The 20,018-nt window shown below is 68.0% G+C and carries 13 protein-coding genes; 5 read left to right on the plus strand and 8 right to left on the minus strand.

The features are described from left to right. Positions 1–64: 64 nt before the first annotated feature. Positions 65–838 carry an AraC family transcriptional regulator gene (locus L324_RS01395; protein ID WP_037303477.1) on the plus strand — a complete coding sequence of 258 codons (774 nt, stop codon included), beginning with the start codon at positions 65–67 and terminating at the stop codon, positions 836–838. A 29-nt stretch (positions 839–867) separates the two neighbouring features. Here the strand turns inward: L324_RS01395 and L324_RS01400 are convergent, their stop codons facing one another. Further along, a complete protein-coding gene (locus L324_RS01400) occupies positions 868–3,138 on the minus strand; it encodes an ATP-binding protein (RefSeq protein WP_161780812.1) in 2,271 nt (756 codons plus the stop codon). Positions 3,139–3,686: 548 nt separating this feature from the next. On the opposite strand from L324_RS01400, the gene L324_RS01405 reads away from it, so the two are divergent. Then, positions 3,687–6,752 carry a tetratricopeptide repeat protein gene (locus L324_RS01405; RefSeq protein ID WP_161780813.1) on the plus strand — a complete coding sequence of 1,022 codons (3,066 nt, stop codon included), beginning with the start codon at positions 3,687–3,689 and terminating at the stop codon, positions 6,750–6,752. A 7-nt stretch (positions 6,753–6,759) separates the two neighbouring features. On the opposite strand, the gene L324_RS01410 is transcribed toward L324_RS01405, so the two are convergent. Further along, entirely contained in the window at positions 6,760–8,697 is a 1,938-nt protein-coding gene (locus L324_RS01410; protein WP_037303478.1) for a dienelactone hydrolase family protein, read from the minus strand. Positions 8,698–8,835: 138 nt separating this feature from the next. Further along, positions 8,836–9,648, minus strand: a complete 813-nt coding sequence (locus L324_RS01415) for a DUF1206 domain-containing protein (protein WP_037303668.1) — start codon at positions 9,646–9,648, stop codon at positions 8,836–8,838. A gap of 296 nt (positions 9,649–9,944) precedes the next feature. Here L324_RS01415 and L324_RS01420 point away from each other — a divergent pair, with 296 nt between their 5' ends. Then, on the plus strand, positions 9,945–10,487 hold the full coding sequence (locus tag L324_RS01420; RefSeq protein WP_173426335.1) for an SRPBCC family protein: 543 nt from the start codon (positions 9,945–9,947) through the stop codon (positions 10,485–10,487). On the opposite strand, the gene L324_RS43385 is transcribed toward L324_RS01420, so the two are convergent. Together L324_RS43385 and L324_RS43390 are read right to left on the minus strand one after the other, a co-directional pair. Continuing rightward, complete coding sequence (locus L324_RS43385; protein WP_037303480.1) at positions 10,427–10,861, minus strand: YybH family protein; 435 nt, start codon at positions 10,859–10,861, stop codon at positions 10,427–10,429. The two genes, L324_RS01420 and L324_RS43385, sit on opposite strands and share 61 nt — an antisense overlap. 15 nt (positions 10,862–10,876) lie before the next feature. Further along, a complete protein-coding gene (locus tag L324_RS43390; protein WP_037303481.1) occupies positions 10,877–11,443 on the minus strand; it encodes an NADPH-dependent FMN reductase in 567 nt (188 codons plus the stop codon). Between the two features lie 139 nt (positions 11,444–11,582). On the opposite strand from L324_RS43390, the gene sigJ reads away from it, so the two are divergent. Then, positions 11,583–12,443, plus strand: coding sequence for an RNA polymerase sigma factor SigJ (gene sigJ / locus L324_RS01435; RefSeq protein ID WP_037303482.1), 861 nt, complete (start codon positions 11,583–11,585; stop codon positions 12,441–12,443). 69 nt (positions 12,444–12,512) lie between these two features. On the opposite strand, the gene L324_RS01440 is transcribed toward sigJ, so the two are convergent. From L324_RS01440 to rlmN, 3 genes are all read right to left on the minus strand, one after another. Next, positions 12,513–16,346: a trypsin-like peptidase domain-containing protein gene (locus L324_RS01440; RefSeq protein WP_037303483.1), complete on the minus strand. Its 3,834-nt coding sequence runs from the start codon at positions 16,344–16,346 to the stop codon at positions 12,513–12,515. Continuing rightward, positions 16,343–16,648, minus strand: a complete 306-nt coding sequence (locus L324_RS01445) for a trypco2 family protein (protein WP_037303484.1) — start codon at positions 16,646–16,648, stop codon at positions 16,343–16,345. Before L324_RS01445 ends, L324_RS01440 begins: the two co-directional genes overlap by 4 nt. A gap of 107 nt (positions 16,649–16,755) precedes the next feature. Beyond that, on the minus strand, positions 16,756–17,865 hold the full coding sequence (gene rlmN, locus L324_RS01450; protein ID WP_037303485.1) for a dual-specificity RNA methyltransferase RlmN: 1,110 nt from the start codon (positions 17,863–17,865) through the stop codon (positions 16,756–16,758). A 206-nt stretch (positions 17,866–18,071) separates the two neighbouring features. Here rlmN and L324_RS01455 point away from each other — a divergent pair, with 206 nt between their 5' ends. Beyond that, a complete protein-coding gene (locus L324_RS01455; protein ID WP_081736161.1) occupies positions 18,072–19,991 on the plus strand; it encodes a YcaO-like family protein in 1,920 nt (639 codons plus the stop codon). Positions 19,992–20,018 lie beyond the last annotated feature (27 nt).

The raw sequence follows: 20,018 nt of genomic DNA on the forward strand, positions 1-20,018 counted from the left end.
GGCGGGCATTCGAAAGGAGGTCACTTTCTTTCGCGTAACGGACAGCCGGGGTAGCCTCGGTGACGTGCGCGACATTCCCATCGACCACGTCGACCACCTCGACCGCGCGGTGGTCGCGATCCGCACCGATTACCCGCCGGAGCACCGGATTCCCCGGCACCGGCACCGGCGGGCGCAGTTCCTCTACAGCGCGACGGGGTCGATGCGGGTGGAGACGGCCGACGGCACGTGGACCATCCCGACCCGCCGTGCGGTGCTCGTCCCGCCGGAGACCGCCCACCAGGTCGTCACGACGACCGTGAGCACCAGGAGCCTGTACATCGAGCCGAAGGCGGTGCCGTGGTTCCCGCGGCGCTGCCAGGTCGTCGAAGTCTCCGCGCTGTTGCGGGAACTGCTGCACGAAGCCGTCGAGGTACCGGCGTTGTACGCCCCGCGCGGGCGGGACGCCGCGATCATCGGCCTGGTCCTGCACGAGATCCGGCGTTCCGCCCCGGTCCAGCTCGACCTCCCGTTGCCGGGCCACGAAGCCCTGCGCGCCCTCTGTGAGTCCTTTTTGGACGATCCGGACATCCACGATCCGATGGGCGACTGGGCAGCCCGGCTGCACGTGAGCGAGCGGACGGTGAACCGGCTCTTCACCGCCGAGACGGGGCTGAGTTTCGCCCGCTGGCGCCAACGGGCCTGCGTCCTGCATTCCCTTTCGCTGCTGTCGGAAGGCCGTCCCATCGCCGGGATCGCCGCCTCGCTCGGTTACGAGAGCCCGGCGGCGTTCTCCACGATGTTCACCCGGCTTCTCGGCACCTCGCCGAGGGACTATCGCGCGGCGACCGCGCGCTGAACGCCGGGCCGGTGCGGCCCCGGGGACGGCTAGCGCTCGTCGGCCGCGGGCGGTCGTCCGCCTTCGAGATGTCCCTCGCCGTGCAGGAATTCTTCACGGACTCGGATTTCACCCACGTCACTCGAGACGAGTCGTGGATGCAACCGCCGGGCGCGACACCATTCCCGTTCGGCGGCCGCTCGCTCGCCGAGGGCGGCGTGGACATTGCCGAGTCCGGTCACCGCCCGGCTCGCCTCGTAGCTGCTGCCACACCGCTCAGCACGAGAGAACGCCTCCGAATAGTGGTGAGCCGCGGCTTGATGCCGCCCGGCTCGATAATCGGCCCAGGCGAGGGTGTTCACCGCCATGGCCGCGTCGAGATCGAGACTCAATTCGTCGAAGAGCTCAATGGCCGCGAGGGCGTGGTCACTCGCGTCGGCATAACGCTGGAGCGCCGTTTCGACCAGCGAGATCCCCCGAAGTGTGATGGCCTCGTTCCGACGGCAACCGTGGCCGCGATAGAAGGTCAGCGCCGCCGAGAAGTCATTGAGCGCGGTGTGGTGGTGGCCTCGGTGGTGGCTGACCCAGGCGAGATGTGCACGCGTCGTGGCAGTGCCGTGGCCGTCATCGAGTTCACGGAAGATGTCGAGTGCGGTGCGGAAGTGGGTGGCTGCCTGGTCGCGGTCTCCGCGATCGATGAGCGCGACGCCGAGATTGTTGTGAGTGACCGCTTCGGCCCAGGCGTTACGGCCGTCGCGTGCCGCGCTGACGGCGAGCCGGTGGGTCGAGATCCAGCTGTCCCACCTCTTGTCGAGGAAGTAGAAGCTGCGCAGCAGATACGCCAGCTGCCAGCATTGTTCGTGGAATCCGTGGTCGAGGGCGAGCCCCACCAGCGCGGCGAGGGTCTCCGCCTCCTGGATGATCCAGTGCAGCGCCTCGGCCTCGTCGCCGAACCGTTCACCGGCGGGCGATGCGGCGGAAAGGGCCAGCGCCGGCCGGTAACGGTGGGGTGCGAGAAAGAGGTCGACAGCCGCGACGGCGCTCAATTCGGCTTCGAGCAGCCGCCCGAGCGCGGCCCGCTGCTCGTCCTCGGAGACCGCCACCAGCGCGGTCTCCCGGGCGAACGCCTTGAGCAGATCGTGAATCCGGTAACGGCCGCGAACGCGTTCCTCCAGCAGGTTCGCCTCGCACAGACCGTCCAGTTCCCGTTCGGTGTCGTGCGGCGCGGCTCCCGCGAGAGCCGCTACCGCCGTCAGCTCGAACTCCGTCGCGGGATGCAACACCACCAGCCCGAAGAGGCGCCGCTGCGCCGCGGACAGCTGCCGGTAGGAAAGGTTGAAGGCGACGCCGACACAGCGTTCATCGTCGTCGAGTCCGCGCAACCGGCCGGCCTCGTCCGCCAGCCGATCCTCGAGACCGGCGAGACCCCATGCGGCGTTGTCACGCAGGCGTGCGGCGGCGATCCGCAGTGCCAGCGGCAATCCACCACAGTGATCGGCGATCCGGTAGGCCGCTTCGCCTCCTTCGCGACGCGGCTCGATCAGCGAACAGAGGAGTTCGGCGGCCTCCTGCCTCGGCAGGGCCCGCAGTGGGACGTGCCGGGCGTCGTCGAGCGCGCCGAGGCGATCCCGGCTGGTCACGAGGACGCGGCAGTTCGGCTCGGCGGGAATGAGCGGACTGACCTGCGCGGCGGTGGCGGCGTTGTCGAGGACGATGAGCACACTGCGCCCGCGGAGCCGGTACCGGAAAACACCCGCGCGATCATCGAGGTCGTCGGGGATCTCGTCGGGCGAGACACCCAGGAGTCTCAGGAACCGGTCAAGGGCCGCGGCGGGCTCGATCGCGTGCGTGCCGGGAGTATGACTGCGCAGGTCGAGAAAGAGGCATCCATCGGTGAAGCGGGACCGCAGGCGGTGCGCGCAACGCAGGACAAGCGCGGTCTTGCCCACTCCCGGCAGACCACTGATCGCGCATACCGCCGCGCTCCCCGCGTCGTCGCGCATGAGCGCGGCATGAACGTCTTCGACCTCACGGACGCGATCCCGGAACCACGGCGCCGCGGGTGGCAGATCCATCCGCAGCCTCGGCAGCACGGGGGCGAGCGCCCGCGGACGCGAGACGTCCGATGGCAGGAGCGCGGCCAAGGAGACTTCGGCGGACAGCGCCGCGTCGCACAGCTCGGCGAACGCGACGTTCGGCGAAGCGGCACCGGTTTCGACCTTGACCAGATAGCCCTCGCTGTAGTGGATCCGAGCGGCCAGCTCGGTCAACGACAGACCGGCGGCGAGCCGTTGCCGACGCAGTTCGGATCCGAACGCCACCCATGCCGCCCTTCGCCTCGACTCCGGCTCAGTATCGCCGGAATCCGTCCGGCCGCACATCCCCCGGCTTGGTCATAGCCGGGCACGGCACGTCCATGACAGCCCGAAAGGCCGAGCCGGCCGTCATCGATCCGCGAGCAGGCGAGCACCACCACGGCCACGGAATCACTTTTTAGGGTGAATCGAATTCGCGCCATTACTCCACCAGAGTTAGTCCACCAAGAGACCCGGGACTATGCGTAGCGGGAAATTCTTGGGCAAATCACAGAAAACATCGCCCGCCGGATCGTCGACCACCTTCGGCCCGGCGAGCGCCACCAGGTCGCCAACAAGGATTTCAGGTTTACCGAGGACCAGGAAACACGAAACCACCAGGTCAGCCGATCATGACGAGACACTCCGACACCAGCGGACTTCGCCCGGCCTGTCGACAAGTTGCCAATGCCTGACCCATTTGCATGTGCAGCTGCATTCTACTTTTCGCGGGAAATTCACGAGAGTGTGCACTTTTCGACGACGAAGCCGAACGCGGGACACGCGCTGCTACATTGCTGGCACATCCGGGGCCTTCCCGCAATAAACCGTCGTTGAAAGGGGGCATCATCGGCACCGTCGCCGTTGTCCCCGACCGCCGCCCTGCCCCACGGTCGATCCGCGTGTTCGTCTCCTACGCCCACGAAACGCCCCACCACAAGGACCAAGTACACAAGCTTTGCCGGTTCCTGCACCAAAGTGGACTCGCCGTCGAACTGGACGAATGGGCGACCGACAGGCGCCGCGACTGGTACGCGTGGATGACCGACCAGGTGATGAAATCGGACTTCGTCCTCGTGATCGCTTCCGAGGCATATCGCCGGGCGGGTGACGGGTGCGCCGAACCCGGATTTCACCGTGGCGTGCAGACCGAGGCCGCACTGCTCCGCGACCTGCTGCACGCCGACCGGAACTTCTGGCTGCCGAAAATGCTGCCGGTGATCCTTCCCGAACAAACCGTGGACCACGTCCCCCTGTTCCTTCAGCCCTTCTGCGCGGACTTCTACCAGGTCACCGAGTTCAGCGAAGTCGGCTGTGAAGAACTCCTGCGCGCGTTGACCGGCCGTCCCTCACAAGCCCCGCCTCCGGTCGGCGGTTTACCGGCACTGCCGCCCTACACCCCGACTCCCCATGCCGAAACCGCCCGTATGCCAGGGGCGGCGACGCTGCCGCGGGACATTCGAGGCTTCACCGGACGCGAAACGGAATTCGAAACGCTTCTCGCCGCGGTGGCCGGAGAGACCGGCCCCGCCGCGACCATCCACACGATCGACGGCATGCCAGGTATCGGCAAGACCGCGTTCGCGATCCATGTGGCCCATCGCCTGGCACCGTTTTTCCCCCACGGCCAGTTGTATCTCGAACTGCACGGCCACGCCCACGGCCAGAACCCGGTCACCTCCGCCGACGCCCTCGCCTCCCTGCTGCTGGACACCGGCGTCGCCGGCGACCAGATCCCCAGTCGTCTCGAAGACCGGATCCGGCTCTGGCGCGAACGGGTGCGGGACAAGAACATGCTCCTCGTGCTGGACGACGCCCGCGACCACGGGCAGGTCGCGGACCTCATCCCGGACGGGTCCCGCTGTCTCGTGCTGATCACGAGCCGCCGCCGGCTGGCCAGCCTCGGTGAAGCGCACGCCATCTCGCTGAACGTGCTCGAGCCACCGCAGGCCGCCGAGATGTTCATCCGGCTGTCCCGCACCTCGAACACGAACGAGAAGCGGGCGCTCGCCAGGCTCATGCGACTGTGCGGCCATCTGCCGCTGGCCATCTCGGTTCTGGCGGGCAGGCTCCGCAGCCATCCGAACTGGACCTTGACCCATCTCGAGGAACAGTTCGATCAGGCCCAGCTCCGGGTCGCCGAGCTGAGCACGGGCAATCCGGCGATCGCCGCCGCGTTCAGCCTCTCCTACCGGGACCTCTCGGCCGACCAGCAAAGGCTGTTCCGCAGGCTCGGCCTGCACCCCGGCCCCGATTTCGACGCGCGTGCCGCCGCCGCGCTCGACAACGGTGACGTCGTACTCACCCGACGACGGCTGGAGGAGCTGTACCTCGACAATCTCATCGACGAGCCGGTCCCCGGGCGCTACCGCCTCCATGACCTGATCCACGAGTACGCCCGGATCCTGCTCGAAAACGACCCCGTCGACGAGCGGAACCGCGCCACGGACGCCCTGCTGGACGACTATCTGCGCGCGTCGATCGCCGCCGGTGATCAGGTTCCCGGTGACGCCATCGCCCCCGCCACCCTGTCCCGTATCAAATCCCGGCACGCCACGGCCACCGCGTTGAGGTGGCTGGAAACCGAACGCGCCAACCTCCTCGCCTGCGCCGAGTACGCCGATGTCTCCGGGCGGCCGCGGTTCGTTGTCGGACTCTCCGCCGCGCTGCATTCCTACTTACGCCTGACCGGCCGATGGGACCAGGCGCGCACGCTGCACCGGGCCGCGCTCGCCGCGGCCCGCCGTTCCCACGAGCGACGCGAGGTCGCCCTGGCTCACCGGAACCTCGGTGTCATCGACTGGCTCTTGGACTTCTATCCCTCCGCACTCAAGAACCTGCAAGCGGCACAAAGCATCTACCGCCGTCTTCGCGACCAGCGGGGCCAGGCCGCCACGCTCATCGACCTCGGCGCGGTCCACGGCACGATCGACGATTACGGAACCGCCATCCAGCACCTCTCGAACGCGTACACGGCCTACTGCAAGCTGAACGAACCTCTCGGGCAGGCCATCGCCCTCAGCGAACTCGGCGCCACCCTGGCCCGGAATCACGACTACGACTCGGCGACCGAAACCATCGACCTGGCCTTCGCCTTGTTCTCGCGTCTGCACGATCGACGAGGCCAGGCCAATGTCCTGAACGTCAGGGCCACCCTCCACCACGCACTCGGCCGATTCACCGAGGCCAAGCTCGCCGCGACTCGGGCTTACGATCATTACGCCGCGCTCGGCGACCTCCGCGGCCAAGCGATCGCCCTCAACATCCTCGGCGCCTTGAGACACTCGACCGGTGAATACCACGAGGCGATCGCGAATCACCAAGAAGCCTTCGCGCTCTACTCGGAGATCGGGAGCAGCCTCGGCCGGGCGTTCACCCTCAACCATCTCGGTTGCGCGCTCCACGGTGCCGAAGACCACGTCCACGCCTTCAGGGCACTCACCGCCGCGCACGAACTCTTCAACGGTCTCAACAAAAGAACCGGCCAGGCCGACGCTCTCAACAACCTGGGCGAACTCGCCAGGAGCTGGCACGAAGGGGGTTCGCCACTCGATTTCCATCGCCACGCCCTCGTTCTGGCGGAGCAAACGCGGGGCACCCTCGAAATGGCACGCGCCTACGAAGGTATCGGCCGGTCCGAACTCCTCGTCGACGACGAGTCGGCCATCGTCAATCTGAACAAGGCCCTCCGGCTGTACAAGCTGATCAAAGCACCGCAGGCCGACAAAGTCGCGGAACTGATCATCTCGGCCGAAACCACCATGCGGTTCACCATCACCGCCGCACCCTCCGGCCCCAGGCGCATACCGTGGCCCCGGCGTGGACGCCACCGATTCCGGCGACGTCACAGCCGAGACTAGGCCTGTTTCAGCTCCCCAGCCATCGGTCGAACCAGCCGAGGTTCTGGTTCATCGCCGCCGCGCGATGCCGCGGCTGATGGAAGACATGCGTCTCGTCGCCGAAGACCACGAACTCCGCGGGCACGTTCTTCCCCTTCACGAACTGGTGGATGCTCAACGTGAGCGAACCGGCGGCGGGTCCGGCCTGCTGCAGCACCGGGCCGTTGACGCGGTCCGCGGTCTGGCCGGAGCCGGGGATCAGCGACGGGCTGCCGCCCTCACCGGCGGACGCGGCCTTGAACACCGTCGAGCGCGCGATCGCCTCCTCGCTCACGAACGCGCCCCGGCTGTAGCCCATGATCCCGACCTTGCCCTGGTCGGCGAACCCACCGTCCACTTCGGACTTTACCGCCGCCTCCACGACCGCAACGGCGTCCCGCGGATCCTGGGACGACCGCGACTCGTTGACCAGCAGGACGACGTATCCCTTGGCGGCGAAGACCTGCGACGGATACTGCCATTCGTTCTCCTCCGCCATGAACCGTTCGGTGGCGTCGTAGCCATGGGTGATCACGACGGCCGGGCACCGGTTCCCACCGCCGCAGCGTTCGGGGACGAGGCGGTAGCCCGTGGCCCGATGCCCGGACGGCAGGGTCCACTCCGCGGCGCGCGGCCGGGTCAATCGGACACCGGCGGCCCAGCCGTTCGGGTCGTGACCCTCGCGCACCGTCCCGTTCGCCGCGTCCACGACGACGAGCCGGGGCGGCGTGGTGGCGTCCTCCCGGACGCAGAGCCCCTGACGCCGGGCCGCGTCGAACGAGCAGCCCGACAATGTACCGGCGGCCTGGGTAGCAGGCGCCAGGGTTCCGGACCGGGGCGCCGTGTAGAGGGATTCGCGCCGCTCGTCGCTCGCCATGGCGAAAACCCGGTCACCCGCCGTCGACCACCACGCGCTGCCCGACGACGACATCCGCGTCCCGGCGGGAAGTTCCGCGACCGGCTCCGGTGCCCCGCCGCCGACGGGAAAGGCCAGTAGCTTGTCGCCCTTCGACGCGAGGATCGAACGGCCGTCCGGCGACCACGCTGACGGCAGCGGACGTGCTCCTGGGGTGTCCACAATGGTCACTCGGCCCGTGGCCGCGTCCAGGATCCTTGCCGTGTCGAGGTTGTCGGCGGGCTGCTGGCTCTGCCGGGTCACGAACGCGAGCCGGGACCCGTCGGGCGACCACGCCATACCCGGTTTGCCGGGGACGGCGAGTGGGCCCATCACGAAGTCGTCGATGTGCCGTTGTCGCCCCGTCGCCGTGTCCAGGAGCCACAGCCCGTTCCGGGTCAGGTCGTACTCCCCCGCCTCCAGAGTCCGGAGATCCATCGTCCGCTCGTCGAAGACGACGCCGTCGGCCGTCGGCCTGCCGCCGGGCCGCGGCGTGGTGAACGCCAGGCGCCGCCCGTCCGGTGACCATTCGAACGCGAGGATCTTCGCCGGATGCGGTGGGACGTTGGCCAGCCGGAAGGCTTCGTGCTTGCCGCCGATCAGCACCGCCGGCCCGGCGAAGTCGAGCGGCTTCACCGGTTTCCCGCCGCGAACCGGCACCTGCCAGATCTCGTCGGCACCGTCCCGCGGCGCGAGATAGGCCAGGGAGGTCCCCTCCGGCGACCAGCGCAGGTTCGTGATCCGGCCGGTCGTCCCGGTCACCGTCGCGACCGTCCTGACCTCCGCCGGTTTCGCCAGTGCCAGCACGAGAATCCGGCTCGTGACGGTGTTGTCCGCGACCGAGGGCTCGGTGACGACGGCCGCGCCGAACCGCCCGTCCGGCGACGTCCGCACTTCACTGATCCGGCGGGTCTGCACCACGTCGGTCACCCCGATATCGGGTGCCGCCGCCATGCCGGGCGCGGAGCCCGCCGCCACGAACGTCGTCGCCACGGCCACGGCCATCACGGCCCCGCCCAGTTCTTTCCTCATCGCCGTTCCCCTTCGACCGGTGGAAGATCACTGGGGCGTCAGGCTAGGAACGGCGTCACCGCACGCACATCGTCCGGCGGGACGGGAGCGAGTCGACTTCAGGTGGAGGACGGTTCGTCCCCCAGGGCGGACTGGCCGTCAGCCACGCTGTGCGCGTGCGGCCCCGCCGCAATAGGCACCGAAAGCGGCGACCCCGACGGCCACTACGAGGAGCAGCACGGTGCCGAACGGCTGGGCGGCGAGAGTGCGCAGGGCGGCGTCAAGACCGCCGGAGCGGGACGGGTCATGGGTCAGCGCCGCGTAGCCGAGGAGCACCGCGACCACGCCGAACACGACACCCCTTGCCACATAACCGATCCGCCCGAGCCGTTCGACCCAGCGCTGGGTGCCCGAAGGCAACGACGAGAGGTCGAGGTCCCGCAGGAAGCTTCGCCGCACCCCTTTCACCACGGAAGCCACGGCGACGCCGAACACGATGACGGCCACCGCGATCACCAGGAACTGACCGGCGGGCAGGGCGAGGAGCCGCGCGGTGAACTCCTGCTGTTTCTGGTCGCCGCCCTGCTCCGCCGACCCCGCGGCCAGCCGGGCCGCGTACAGACCGAGCGTGATCCCCACTACACACCGCGCCCCCGAGGTCACGCGCTTGACGATGCGGGTCTTTCGTTTGTCGATCCAGGTGTACCCGACGGCGGCCATGAGCGCCTGCCACAGGCCGTACGCCACCAACCCGGCCGCGAGCACCCACAACAGCGCGCCGCCCAGCGGCGTCGAGCCGACTTCGGCGATCGCTCCGCGCCCGTCGGCCTCCTGACCGCCGCCGTCGAGGGCGATCCGCACGGCCAGGTACCCGATGAGCAGGTACACCAGCCCATAACAACCCATCCCGATCCGCCCGAGCACCTGGACAGCGGTGCTGTGGCGAACCTGTCTCGCCTTCGTCCCGGACATCCGGCCCACCTCCACCATCGGCATCCTCCGAGTGTCGCGGGCTACGACCGGGTCCGCCGTGCGACTGCGCCATCCGGCCCAGCGCCCCTCCTGTCATGGAGGGGCTGAAGGACGCTTTCCCCGCATCTCATGCGAGGAAAGCGCCCTTCACCGCGTCTGACGCGAGGAAAGGCCCCTTCAGCCACGAGGCGGCGGCGATGTCGAATCGTGCCGAGTCCGTTCGTAGTCAGGGTGAGAGACCACGACGAGGCTTCGCGGCGACGGGAAGCCCCGAGACGACAAGGAGCGTGCACGCCATGGCCGAAGACAACGTCACCGCCACCCTGACCATCGCCGCCCCCGTCACCAACGTGTTCGCGGTACTGGCGGATCCGACGACCCACTCCGCGATCGACGGCACCGGCTGGGTCCAGGAAGCCGCCGACCCGGCACCCCTCACGGCGGTGGGGCAGCTCTTCCGGATGGACATGTACCACCCCGCCCACCCGAACGGCGACTATCGCGTGGTCAACCAGGTCGTGGCGCTCGACGCGCCGCGCGCCATCGGCTGGCGCACGGGGACGGAGAAGGCCGACGGCCGCCTGGAGCTGGGCGACTGGATCTGGCGTTACGATCTGGCGCCGTCCGGCCCGGCCGGAACCGAGGTCACGCTCACCTACGACTGGTCGGCCGTGCCGCCGTCGGTCCGCGAACGCATCCAGTTCCCGCCGTTCGGCCCCGACCACCTCGTCGACTCGCTGCACCACCTGGCCGGACTCGCCGAGGCGGCGACCACGGATCAGGGTTCGAGGTCGGTCACGCCCTTGCCGGTGGCGATGTCCAACGGCACCGACACCTGATCGTGCGCGATCAGCCAGTTCCCGTCGACCTTCCGGAAACAGAACGTGGCCCGGACCCACATCCCGTCCACCGCCACGCCGTTCTTCGTCGTACCGCTGAGCCGCCCGAAGCAGTGTCCGAACGCGACACTTTCGTCCACCGTCAGCGTCAGGTCACGGACCTCGTATGCCACGTCCTGGAAGAAGGTGAAGGCGTTCGCCCAGTTCTTCAGCTTCGCGTCGATGCCGACGTGCTGCAGCGGCGGATCGATGTCGAACGACACGACGTCGTCCGCATAGAGCCGCCGGAGCGCGTCCAGATCCTTCGCCTTGATCCCTTCGACGATTTTCCCGATGTGCCGCTTGAGGTCGGCTTCGTCTGCTTCCCGCATCATCAGTTCCTTCCCTGTTCAAGCAACGGCGACCGGCGAACCGGCTCGCAACGGCGCGAAGGCGGTGCTCCAGGCGACGACCTGGTCCAGCATTTTGTCGAGAGAGGTGACGTTGTACTCGCCCGGCCGAAACGCCGTGAAGTCTTCGAACTCGGTCACCAGCGACAAGGTCACCTGCGGCGCCACATCCGCCAGCCCCAGCGCCCCGCACATCAACCGCAGCTGCTCGACGGCGCGGGCACCACCCACACCGCCGTACGACACGAACCCGATCGCCTTGTCGCGCCACTCCGCGTGCAGGAAGTCGATCGCGTTCTTCAACGCGCCCGGCGCCGCATGGTTGTACTCGGGCGTGACCACCACGAACCCGTCGAACGACGCGATCGCCGCCGCCCACTCCCGGGTGTGCGCGTTCTTGTACTCACCCGGCAGTTCGTCCAGATGCGGCAACGGATGGTCGAGCAGGTCGATCACCTCGAACTCCGCGTCCTCGCGCAGTCCCGCCCGCTCCCCGACCCACCGGGCCACCTGCTCTCCCCGGCGCCCCGGACGGGTGCTGCCGAGGATGATTCCGATCCTGATCATCGGTCTCCTTCGTTCGTGACGTTCGCTTCCTGGCACTACGACGACAAGGCCCCGGAAAACGTCAGGCTCCGGCCCGCCCTGACAATTCGACGCGGTGTTCCGTCGGACAGGGCGGAGACACCGAATCGACGGGAGCACCATGACCGACGCCATCCTGGGCGAGCGCCGCCACCTGATCAATCTCGCGTACCGGCTGCTGGGTTCCCTGGCCGAAGCCGAGGACGCCGTCCAGGAGGCCTACGCCCGCTGGTACGCGCTGCCGCGACCGGACGAGATCGCCTCCCCCGGAGCCTGGCTCACCACCGTCACCAGCCGCATCTGCCTGGACCAGCTCGGCTCGGCACGCGCCCGCCGCGAACGCTACGTCGGCGAGTGGATCCCCGAGCCGCTGCCCGACCACGGCGCCGCCGACCCGGCCGACCGCGTCACCCTGGACGAGTCGGTCAGCATGGCGTTCCTCGTCACGCTCGAAGCGATGACCCCGGCCCAGCGCGTCGCGCTCATCCTGCACGACGTCTTCCACTACTCGTTCGCCGAAATCGCGGGGATCACCGGCCGCACGCCGGCCGCGTGCCGCGAGCTGGCCTCCTCCGCCCGCCGCCGTATCCGTGACGGCAAGCCGTCCACGACCCCGGCCGTCCGCCAGGCCGATCTGGTCCGCGACTTCAAACAGGCCTGGGAGGCCCAGGACATCACCGCCCTCGTCGGGCTCCTCGACCCCACCGCGATCTTCACCGCGGACGGCGGCGGCCGGGTCATCACCGCACTCGATCCCATCGAGGGCGGCGAACGGATCGCCCAGTTCATCATCGCCGTCGCCACCAAGACCCCCGGCGACTTCACGCTTTTGGAGCGGACGGTGAACGGCCAGCCGGGTCTGCAGATCCAGCTCGACGGCGTCACCACGTCGGTCTACGCGTTCGAGATCGTGGACGACCGGATCAGCCGTATCTGGGCGGTCCGCAATCCCGAGAAGCTCCGGTCTTGGACCGGCGTGTGATCAGTCTTCTTCGGCCGCGAGCTGGCCGCAGGCGGCGGTGATCTCCTGCCACCCGCGACCATCTACCCGCTACGAACTACGCGGAAGCCTGCTCTGTATTCGGCCGGCGAGGGCTCGAAGGGCGTCAGGTTCCAGAACTGTCACGCCCGAGATGGCACCAGGCCAGTAACCGCCGCTGACCAGATCGATGAGGATTCGTCGTAGGGAAATCCCGTGCTTGGCGAGGTATCGCACAGTTCTCGGGTCGGCATCGACTACTCGCCGCACAAGATTGCCCAGTACTCGCGAAGCGCCGATGAACTCTCTGATGCTGCTGGCGGCGTCGATCGCCGCGGTGACCGCGATAGCGCAGTGTTCCTCTTCGCCGAGGCGCGCCCATGCCGCCGCAATGGCCGCGAGGGCGCGGACTCGTTTGCTGTGCGAGAGTGCGCCAAGCTCGGAACCGGCTGAGTCGGCCAGCTGCCGGGATTGAACCGTGTGGCCGAGCGCAGCCGCGGCGACTGCCAGCTCGGCTACCGCGAATGCCCGATCGCGGGCGCCGCTGCGGTCAAGGCTGTCGATCGCTTCGCGGAAGAGGACATTCGCGGAGGCAGGATCGACCCTGGCCAGCGCGGTCACCACCTGGCCGATCGCGGCCAACCTGTGGGGACCGAACTGGAATGTCCGGCAGAGACGCAAAGCGAACTCGGAATCTCCTGTTTCGGCTGCCTTGGCCGCGGCGAGAGCGATGATGTGCTTGCCGCCGCTGCCCGGCGGCAAGCTCTCAAATATTTCCTCCGCCAGATGAAGCCTGTCCGCCGCGGCGTATACGGCAATGGCATGAGTCAATGCCAGCTTGCGCGCTTCCTGGTTTATTCCGGCATTCCGTTTATTGAACTCGTCGATAGTCCGCCGAACGGACTCGGTCAGCATGAGGGCTTCATCGTAATCGCCCAACGCGGCAAGACCGTCCGCGACTTCACCCACGACACGAAGCCACTGTGGAGTGGCTGTGCTGAATCGTGCCGACTCTTCGGCCCGGTCCGCCAACTCGGCGGCACCCGCGTGGTCACCGAGCTTCGCGGTCAACCCGGCAAGTCTGCTCAGCGCGCGAGCTCGTACCTCCCGCTTGGCGATATTCCCGATCTTCGCGCCGATTTCGCGGGTCAGCTCGAATGCGACCGTACGGTCCCCGACATCGATGAGGACATCTGTGGCGTCACACAAAGCGCGTACATGCGCAGTCAGTTCGTTGACTGCGGCAGCTGCCGCAACGGCCTCTCGACAAAGGGCGCGAGCTTGCTCCGGATCACCGTATGCGGCGATTGACGCGGCGACCTCGCAGCAGGCGCGGGCGCGGGCGACGTTCGGCTTGATGCTTCTCGCGAGGTTCGCCGCGTAACTCAGGTCTCCGTTAACCGCGGCGACCGAAGCAATCGAACTGACGGCACGCGCAGCCGAATCGGAATCCTCGAGATGAGCGATAAGTGACATCGCTTCGCCGTATTCACCTGCGGCCGCAAGACCGGTCGCCTTGTTAACGAACACTTTAGCGGAAAGCCGGGCCGCCGGAACCGGGGTTGTCCGCAGTGCGGCAGCCAACGACTGTGCGGTTTCACGGTCGCCATTGAAGGCGGCAGCCTCCGAGAGACCGCTCAAAAGGGCTACCAGCCCTGCCCCGCGATCGGCTCGTCGAGCCATCCGTATCGCCGTCGACAAATAGTCCGCCGCCCGGCGTCGGTCTCCCACAAGAAAGACACTGACCGACAGGTGTCCCAACTGCTCTGCCAGCGTACGCGGATTGACGATCTCACTCAGCGCACGCTCGACAAGAGGGAGCAGAATACGCCATTCCGAGGTCCGGGTAGCCGCCGAAGACTCGATGATGGCGCGCATCGCCGCGATGCGCTGTACGGGACTCGCGGCGCCACCGGCAAGCGCGACCGCACGTTCGGGCTGTCCAAGAATCGTCCAGACAGCGGGCAGATCGACCGGGAGCTTCGCGTTCCGGCGGGAGAGGTCGTCCGCGGTCGACGCGAGGATGAGCAGTGCTTCCAGGCTTGGTTCCGGTTTGCTGAGCTGCAAGGCCATCGCACGCTCGATGTCCGCCCGGGCCAGCATGTCACCGCCGGTCGCACGGAACATGAGGTCGAGCCGACGTGCATCGGTCGCCAAGCTCAGGAGCCGGGGCGCGTCAGCAGGAGAATCGAGGATTTTGGGGTAGCCACGGAGGAGGTAGCCGGGCGTGTCGGCAGGCCAACCCTGGCCGGCGAAAAGATCCGCCCAAGTGTCGATCACCTTCTTATGGTCAGCCAGAGTCGCACCGAACTGTTCCACGGCTTCCGCCCGGAGAGTGGCATGGGCGAGCAAGTGCCCTCGCTCTGGGGCCCCTGAACCGTCAGTCGCGTGACGAGTCATGAGGACGCGTCCGAAGCGGCCATTGAGCATAGTCTGGACCTCGTAAAGCGGCCGGTCGGTGAGCTCGGCGAGGTTGGCCGCGGTGAGACCACCACCGGACGCGGCGATCAGTCCCAGCAGTGTTCGCTCAAGGCCGGTTTTCCGGAGAACACCGCTCAGTTCCGCCTGAGCAGCGATCTCGATGTTCCGCGCGTGTGGTGACGTGGTCACCTGGCTGGGAACGACCGTTCGCAGTGGATGGGTGCCGACCACATCGTCGGGCAGGCCAGGATGCGGCCGGCTCGCGACAAGAAGCTTCACGCCGTCCGGGAGCCTGCTCGGCAGGACGGCGGCGATGCTCGACATTTCCCGGTTCCCGGTAAAGCTCGTGTCCTCGTCCAGCCCGTCGATGAGCATGAGGAGACGACGGCCTCGTTCTGCCGAGCGCTTCGCCGCGTTATCGAGCAGCCGGCGAAAGACACGCCGGGCGTTGCGCGGAGCCAGACTGCCGGCGGGTTCGCCGCACAGCGCTGACAACTGATCGATCATCGACGCGAGAAACCCCTCGCTGTCTGCCTCAGCCGCGTAACGACCGTTGATCAGGAACGCGACGACGTCCACGCCAGCAGGCGGATTCAGCGCAAACCAAGCCAGCAGTGCGGTCTTACCCGCCCACGGGCCCGCCTGCAGCCAACGGACCTGCTCGTTGCCGGCGCAGAACCGCGTTAATTCCGTCAGCTCCCGTCCCCGCTCGAACAGCTGATCAGGAGCTGCGTCGACAAGGTCGGATCGGTGTTCGGCAACGGTCACTTGGGCAAGCGGCAGCGGAACCACGTCGGACAGAAGTGCCGCGTCCGTCGGCAACGACGGGAGCAGACGCGCCAGCTTCTCGCGCGGGAATTCAGCGAGCGCGTGGTCGAACCGACCTGCCGCGAGGGTGGACGGCCCGTCGCTGCGGTGGTGTTCGGCGATCACACCGATGATCCGGCCGGACACCCACACAGCTGCCCCGGACATCCCCGCCCAAGGCGAATTCTCACCAGCCTCAGGAATCGTTCGCGCGGTGATCTCCAGCGTGCCCTCTCGCCAGTTCGAAAGCACGGCCAGACTTCCCGACAGCTGATACGAATCCCGATACCGGCCGGAGACGTGGTCGGTTTCCTGTCCGGATGTTCCGTAGTCCCGCAGTTTCCACAAGGGGAACCCAACGGCGGTGACTTCGAGCACGGCCGGTTCGTCACGGAGCCGGCCGAACTCCACAGGCTCGACGTCCGAGTTGGCGGAAGGAAGCTCGAGAAGCGCCAAGTCGGCCCGAGGAGCGACCAGAAACGACGCGGCCACAACCGAGCGTTCACCCGGTAGGTCCACCTCAAACCGCACCTCGATGTTCGTCGCGTCGACGACTACGTGAGCCGCCGTGAGAACCGCGTGCGCGGCAACTTGATAGCCCGAGCCCCGGCGTCGACCGCCGGGATAGGTCACGATGATCTCGGCGACTCGGTTCCTGGACGGTCCATCGTCGATCACCGCTCGCCGGGCTCCTCGGTGCCAGACACGAACGGCTTGCGATCCAGTTGCCCGGCCCGGCGTGGATCGAGAGTGAGCTTGATCTTCTGGGTGGCGGCCGAGCTGAACTTTCCGTCAACGCCTGCCTCGACCAGCCAAAACTTCACCTTCGCCGTAGGCGAGGCCTCTTTGGTGACGGCCACCGTCAGCTCCAGCTCTATCGAACCCAGCTCGAACCGGAGCTCGGCGCCGTCACCGCTGTTCATCGCGACCGTGAGCTCGTCACGCAATCGGCCAATCATCTCGGACAGTTCGACCGCCATCTGCAAGCCACCCTCCCATTGCCCCTGCCAGGACCGTCAAGGGTCCCACGACAGTCGGGAAAGGGCGTCGGGCGCCGCGCCGTTCGCTGCTCAGGCTTGTGAACAGCTCAGCGTTCTTCAGCAGCCAGCTGACCGCAGGCCGCCGCGATCTCCTGACCGCGGGTGTCCCGCACCGTGCACGCCACCCCACCGGCGTTGACCAGGCGCACGAACTCCCGCTCCACCGGCTTCGGCGACGCGTCCCACTTCGAACCCGGAGTCGGGTTCAACGGGATCACGTTCACGTGCACCAACTGCCCCAGATGCTTACGCAGCCGCTTCGCCAACAGCTCGGCCCGCCACGGCTGGTCGTTGATGTCCCGGATCAGCGCGTACTCGATCGACACCCGCCGACCCGACGTGTCCGCGTAATACCGGGCCGCCGAAAGGACCTCGTCCACCGACCAGCGCTCGTTCACCGGCACCAGCGTGTCGCGCAGCTCGTCATCCGGCGTATGCAGCGAAACCGCCAGGCGGACCTGCATCTTCTCGTCCGCCAGCTTCCGGATCGCGGGCGCGAGACCCACCGTCGACACGGTCACCGAACGCTGGCCGATCCCCAGGCCGTCCGGCGAGGGATCCGTGATCCGCCGGACCGCCGCCACCACACGCTTGTAGTTCGCCAGCGGCTCGCCCATGCCCATGAAGACGATGTTCGACAGCCGCCCCGGACCGCCGGTCATCTCGCCGTCACGCATCACCGCGGCGGCCGAGCGGACCTGGTCGACGATCTCCGCGGTCGAGAGGTTCCGGTCGAGGCCGCCCTGCCCGGTGGCGCAGAACGGGCACGCCATGCCGCAGCCCGCCTGGCTCGAGATGCACAGGGTCGCGCGGTCGGGGTAGCGCATCAGCACGCTCTCCAGCAGCGTCCCGTCGTGCGCGCGCCACAGGGTCTTGCGGGTGGTGCCGTCGTCACAGGCGAGCGCCTTGATCTCGGTGAGCAGCGTCGGCATCAGACCGCCGACGAGCTTCTCCCGCGACGCCGCCGGGATGTCGGTCATCTCGTCGGGGTTCACCGAAAGCCGCGAGAAGTAGTGGTTCGACAGCTGCTTGGCGCGGAACGGCTTCTCACCCAGCTCGGCGACGGCCTCGGCCCGCTCGGCGGCGGTGAGATCGGCGAGGTGGCGCGGCGGGAGGCCGCGCTTGGGCGCGTCGAAGACGAGAGGGAGGGCAGTCATAGCCCAATCAGTGTCCCATGTCCACTTCCGACGCGCCCGGGCCGCCCTCCGGCGCTGTTCCCCAGGTCACGTGACCTGTGCACGTCCCAGGCCGTGCGGATCGCATACGAGAAGACGTCAGGCCGTCAGGTCCGGTCGGAGACTGGGTCAGGTCGCGCCACGGAGCGTGACGGCGAGACGGGAGTCCTGGAGACGACGGGGTTGCCATGGGATCCGAAGCTGCCAGGTCGCGGCCAGAAACCTCCGTGCTCCTGACCGGTTCACCGGCGCTGACCGCACCGCTGGCGGAGGCCCTCGGCGTCGGCGGATACGCGAGTGTCGAGATCGTCCCCTTCTTCCGCGATCTGTCCGAAGTGGACGCCGGCACCACCGTCGTGGTCGCGGCTTTCGACCACCCCGCCTACGCCGAACTGACCGCGTTGGACGCCTTGTGCGCCGGGAGCGGGGTGCGCTGGCTGCCGTTGCGCCGGGAACGCGGCCTGATGATCGCCGGACCCGCGATCACGCCGGGCCGCGGGATCGACTTCGCCGACGTCGTCGCCCGCCGTCGCTCCGCGGCCCCGGATCCCGGCGTGGTCGACGCGTTCCTCTCCGCGCCCGCGAACGCGACAGCGCTCAACCCCGGCGACGTCCACTGGGTGCTGGCGAATCTCGCCGTCCACCTCGAACGCTGGCTCACCGGTGGGCGCACCGCGATCGCTGGCGGCGAGATCGAACTGAACCTGGCCGACCTCACCGAGATCCGCCGTCCGATCCTCCCCGTGCCGGATCGCGTGCGGTCCGTCCCCACCGTGGCCGACGCCGAACTGCTGGTCGACGACCGGACCGGGATCGTGACCGGCGTCAGCGAGATCGCGCCGTCGCCGGGGATGCCCGCCCGGCTGCGCGTCTGCGCCGTCGCTGTCGCGGACATGCGGCGCGTCACGAACTGGCCCAACGACCGCCAGGCCATCGGCACCTCCTGGCACGACTTCGACCTCGCCCGGCAGTCGGCCATCGGCGAAGCGGTGGAGCGCTACTGCGGCAGCTGGCTCGCCCCGGAACGCGAAGTGCGCTTCGGCAGCTACGAGCAGCTCACTCGCTACGGAGTCCCAGCACTCGATCCTCGGCGGCTGAGCCTCTACTCGGCCGGGCAATACCGGTCTCCCGGCTTCCCGTTCACGCCGCTGACGCCGGACACCGACTGCTCGTGGGTCGAGGGCTTTTCCCACACCACCAAGGAATCCGTCTGGGTGCCGGCGTTCCTGATCTCGAACGAACGGCAAGCGGGCGAGGCCCGGTTCGCCGATCCGCTGCTCGCGGGCCTCGCCGCCGGAGCCTCCGAAGAACACGCCGTCACCTCCGGCCTCGAAGAGGTCCTCGAACGCGACACCTCCATGCTCTGGTGGGCGAACGCACCCCGTCTCGCGCGGCTTCCGATCCCGGACGAGATCCGGGCGCTCATCGCCGACACCGTGGACGGCTACGAGATCACACTCATCCACCTGGACAACGAATTCGACGTCCCGGTGGTCGCGGCGGCGGTCCTCGATCGGGTCACGCGCCGGCTGTCCCTCGGTTTCGCCACCCGGCCGGACGCCCTCGAAGCCGCGAAGAGGGCGCTCGCCGAAGGGTTCACACTGCAGCACACCTGCCGCACTCTCGACAACGAAGCCGCACTGTCCGCCCTGCGCCGGGATCTCGGCGAACTCAAGCCCTATCGGGCCGATCGGCGTTACCTCGACTCCTATCGCGACGACTTCGGCGACGTCACGGATCTCCTTTGCCAGCACCAGATCTACCTCGATCCCCGGGCCGCGAAGCGGGTGGCGCCGTGGGTCCGCGACCTGCCGGACGGCCGCTGGGACGATCTCCCCTCCCTCTGCGAGCGGCGGCAGAAGGCTTATCAGGACCGGGTCGAGGCGCGCGGGTTCGAGGTGATCAGCGTCGACCTGACCACCTGCGACGTCGCGGCCGCCGGTTTCCACGTGGTGCACACCCTGGTGCCGGGGCTCGTGTCGAACTTCCCGGCCGGTTTCCCGTTGTGGGGCAACGGAAGGATCACCGACGCGGCCGTGGCGCTCGGCTGGCGCGACGCTCCGCTCGCCGAAGGGGACCTCAACGTCTTCCCGCTACCCCACGCCTGACGGCCGTCACCGAACTGCTCGGCCTGG

Origin of the sequence: Amycolatopsis orientalis DSM 40040 = KCTC 9412, assembly GCF_000478275.1 — a bacterium.
In the GTDB taxonomy this organism is placed as follows: Bacteria; Actinomycetota; Actinomycetes; order Mycobacteriales; family Pseudonocardiaceae; genus Amycolatopsis; species Amycolatopsis orientalis.

Coding starts and splice junctions, on each gene's coding strand:
- L324_RS01455 (WP_081736161.1), top strand. CDS start 18,072: ATGGGATCCGAAGCTGCCAGGTCGCGGCCAGAAACCTCCGTGCTCCTG.
- L324_RS01420 (WP_173426335.1), top strand. CDS start 9,945: ATGGCCGAAGACAACGTCACCGCCACCCTGACCATCGCCGCCCCCGTC.
- L324_RS43390 (WP_037303481.1), bottom strand. CDS start 11,443: ATGATCAGGATCGGAATCATCCTCGGCAGCACCCGTCCGGGGCGCCGG.
- sigJ (WP_037303482.1), top strand. CDS start 11,583: ATGACCGACGCCATCCTGGGCGAGCGCCGCCACCTGATCAATCTCGCG.
- L324_RS01415 (WP_037303668.1), bottom strand. CDS start 9,648: ATGTCCGGGACGAAGGCGAGACAGGTTCGCCACAGCACCGCTGTCCAG.
- rlmN (WP_037303485.1), bottom strand. CDS start 17,865: ATGACTGCCCTCCCTCTCGTCTTCGACGCGCCCAAGCGCGGCCTCCCG.
- L324_RS01445 (WP_037303484.1), bottom strand. CDS start 16,648: ATGGCGGTCGAACTGTCCGAGATGATTGGCCGATTGCGTGACGAGCTC.
- L324_RS01410 (WP_037303478.1), bottom strand. CDS start 8,697: ATGAGGAAAGAACTGGGCGGGGCCGTGATGGCCGTGGCCGTGGCGACG.
- L324_RS43385 (WP_037303480.1), bottom strand. CDS start 10,861: ATGATGCGGGAAGCAGACGAAGCCGACCTCAAGCGGCACATCGGGAAA.